Below are 3178 nucleotides of genomic sequence, written 5' to 3' on the forward strand. Positions count from 1 at the left end.
CCATCGTCGAACTGTGCAAGCGTTACTACGGCGAAAACGACGAATCCGTGCTGCCGCGCAACATCGCCAACTTCAAGGCGTTCGAGAACGCGATGATGCTCGACATCGCCATGGGCGGTTCGACCAACACCATCCTGCACTTGCTGGCTGCCGCCCAGGAAGCCGAGATCGATTTCGACTTGCGCGACATCGACCGTCTCTCGCGCAGCGTGCCGCAACTGTGCAAGGTTGCGCCGAACATCCAGAAGTACCACATGGAAGACGTGCACCGCGCCGGCGGCATCTTCAGCATCCTCGGCTCGCTGGCCCGTGGCGGCCTGCTGCACACCGACCTGCCGACCGTGCACAGCCGCAGCATGGAAGAAGCCATCGCCAAATGGGACATCACCCAGACCGACGATGAAGCCGTGCATCACTTCTTCAAGGCTGGCCCTGCCGGTATCCCGACCCAGACCGCATTCAGCCAGTCGACCCGTTGGGAAACCCTGGATGACGACCGCGAAAACGGCTGCATCCGCAGCTTCGAACACGCCTATTCGAAAGAAGGCGGCCTGGCCGTGCTGTACGGCAACATCGCTCTCGACGGTTGCGTGGTGAAAACCGCCGGCGTCGACGAGTCGATCCATGTCTTCGAAGGCAACGCGAAGATCTTTGAAAGCCAGGACAGCGCGGTGCGCGGCATCCTCGCCGACGAAGTGAAGGAAGGCGATATCGTCATCATTCGTTACGAAGGCCCGAAAGGTGGCCCGGGCATGCAGGAAATGCTCTACCCGACTTCTTACCTGAAATCCAAAGGTCTGGGCAAAGCGTGTGCATTGCTCACCGACGGTCGCTTCTCCGGCGGTACTTCCGGCCTGTCCATCGGTCACGCCTCGCCAGAGGCTGCGGCCGGTGGCGCGATCGGTCTGGTACAGGACGGCGACAAAGTGCTGATCGACATCCCGAACCGCTCAATCAACCTGTTGGTCAGCGATGAGGAACTGGCTGCACGCCGGGTCGAGCAGGACAAGAAAGGCTGGAAACCGGTCGAACAACGTCCGCGTAAAGTGACCACCGCTCTAAAGGCCTACGCCCTGCTGGCGACCAGCGCCGACAAGGGTGCGGTGCGTAACAAGGCGATGCTCGACGGCCTGTAAGCGTCAAATCGCCGAAACAAAAATGCCCCGCCAAGTGCGGGGCATTTTTTTGCCTGATGCTTGAAAACCACCCCATGTAGGAGCTGCCGCAGGCTGCGATCTTTTGAAAAACCACCCCATGTAGGAGCTGCCGCAGGCTGCGATCTTTTGATCTTGTTTTTAAGGGCAAGATCAAAAGATCGCAGCCTGCGGCAGCTCCTACAAAGGATTGTGGGGTTACTGGATTTCCTCTGGTTTGACGATCACCCAGTTCTTGTCCGCCGTCACCGGCAACCCTTCCTTCGCCTGCGCCGCTGCATGCTTGGCCATCATGCCGTTGAGCTGAGTCATGTATTTGTCCTTGCGGTTGACCCACAGGTGAATGCCGCCCTTGGCCACATCCACATCGTGGAACAGCATGTAACCGTCGCTGCTCGGGGTGTCGCCGCCGACCAGCACCGGTTTCTTCCATTCGTCGATGTAGGTCAGGATCGCCGCGTGCTTGCCGGCCATCCACGTCGCCGGGGTCCACAGGTACGGGGTCAGTTCGAGGCCGAGGTTGGCCTTCTCGTCATACTTGCCTGCGGTGATCTGTTTGCGCGCAGTGGTCAGTTCGCCGGTTTCGCGGTTCTTCAGCAACATGGTCACGCCGATCACGTTCTGCGGTTTGACGTTGTAGCCATACTTCGGATCGGCCGCGACCATGCGCACCAGCTCTTCGGAAGCGGCGGTCATCACGTAGACCTCAATGCCGTTTTCCATCAGTTTGTTGTACAGCTCGGCCTGGCCGGTGAAGACCTTCGGCGGCTGCACGTCGATGCTCTTCACCACATCGCCTTCGTAGTAGGTCGCCGGCACCGGTTTGCCCGACGCCATCAGCTCATCGACGTAGCCTTTGAGTTCCTTGAGGGTGAAGCCGGAGAACACCTGCGCCACCCACGGGTAGCAGACCATGTCATCGACTTCGCACAGGCGATAGTAATAACTGAACAGGCTTTCCTTGTGGTCAGCGGTGTCTTTGAACGGCATCAGTTTCAGGGAGGGATCAAGTTTGTCGCGGGTGATCAGGCCCTTGTTTTCCATGAACGGCAACAAGGACTCTTCGAGGTCGTAGCGGTAACTGGTGTTGTCCATGTCGAACACCGCGTAGTTACCCTTGTTGGCGTTGGCGGCGATCATCGCGTCCAGGGCCTTGGCCTGATCCGCGGGCCAGTGCTTCAGATCGGTGGCGAATGCGTGAGCGGCCAAGCCCAATCCAAGAACCACAGCGAGCATTTTCGGTGCGAACTTCATCGGCGTTTTCTCCCTGACTGAAAGACATCGACGCTAACAAATAAGTGTGACAGTCCTCGTCTGTCAGCGACCGCTTACGTCTTCTCAACGCCAGTTGCATTGCCGATAACGACAACCGCTTATTCCAAAAACGACGGACGACCTGCGATTTCGGTATTAATTCATTGGAAATCAAACTGTTAGGCTTGCCGGTTCGCAGTTGCCCAAGAAGGTGACTGGCACAAGTCTTATCGGAGTCTTCATGAATCTGCCGCTGATCCTCAATCTGCTGGTGTTCCTCGCCCTGCTCTTCGGTCTGGCGCAAACCCGCCACACCACCTGGAGCCTGGCGAAAAAAGTCCTGCTCGCGCTGGTGCTCGGCGTGGCGTTCGGCGTGGCCCTGCACACCGTTTACGGCGCCGGCCACCCGGTGCTGAAAGCCTCGATCGGCTGGTTCGATCTGGTCGGCAACGGTTACGTGCAGTTGCTGCAAATGATCGTGATCCCGCTGGTGTTCGCCTCGATCCTCAGTGCGGTCGCGCGTCTGCACAACGCGTCGTCGCTGGGCAAGATCAGCTTCCTGACCATCGGCACCCTGCTGTTCACCACCGCGATCGCGGCGCTGATCGGTATCGGCCTGACCAACCTGTTCGGCCTCACCGCCGAAGGTCTGGTCGCCGGCACGCAGGAAATGGCCCGTCTGCAAACCATTCAGACCGACTACGCCGGCAAGGTCGCCGACCTGAATGTGCCGCAGCTGCTGCTGTCGTTCATCCCGCAGAACCCGTTTG

General features: G+C 59.1%; 3 protein-coding genes. 2 read left to right on the plus strand and 1 reads right to left on the minus strand.

Annotation, left to right across the window (positions count from 1 at the left end; genetic code table 11):
• The coding region (locus DBR18_RS28640; protein ID WP_256588504.1) for a dihydroxy-acid dehydratase at window positions 1-1136 on the plus strand (1136 nt) is incomplete at its 5' end.
• 216 nt (window positions 1137-1352) lie between these two features.
• Here the strand turns inward: DBR18_RS28640 and DBR18_RS03045 are convergent.
• Window positions 1353-2408, minus strand: a complete 1056-nt coding sequence (locus tag DBR18_RS03045; RefSeq protein WP_108589202.1) for a phosphorylcholine phosphatase — start codon at window positions 2406-2408, stop codon at window positions 1353-1355.
• Window positions 2409-2649: 241 nt separating this feature from the next.
• Between DBR18_RS03045 and DBR18_RS28645 the strand changes: the two genes are divergently transcribed.
• A partial coding sequence (locus tag DBR18_RS28645) for a cation:dicarboxylate symporter family transporter (RefSeq protein ID WP_371921063.1) occupies window positions 2650-3178 on the plus strand: 529 nt, incomplete at its 3' end.

This window comes from Pseudomonas sp. HMWF021 (assembly GCF_003061005.1).
Lineage (GTDB): Bacteria > Pseudomonadota > Gammaproteobacteria > Pseudomonadales > Pseudomonadaceae > Aquipseudomonas.

Excerpts from the sequence above, each read along its gene's own strand:
- DBR18_RS03045 (WP_108589202.1), bottom strand. The coding sequence starts at position 2,408 with ATGAAGTTCGCACCGAAAATGCTCGCTGTGGTTCTTGGATTGGGCTTG.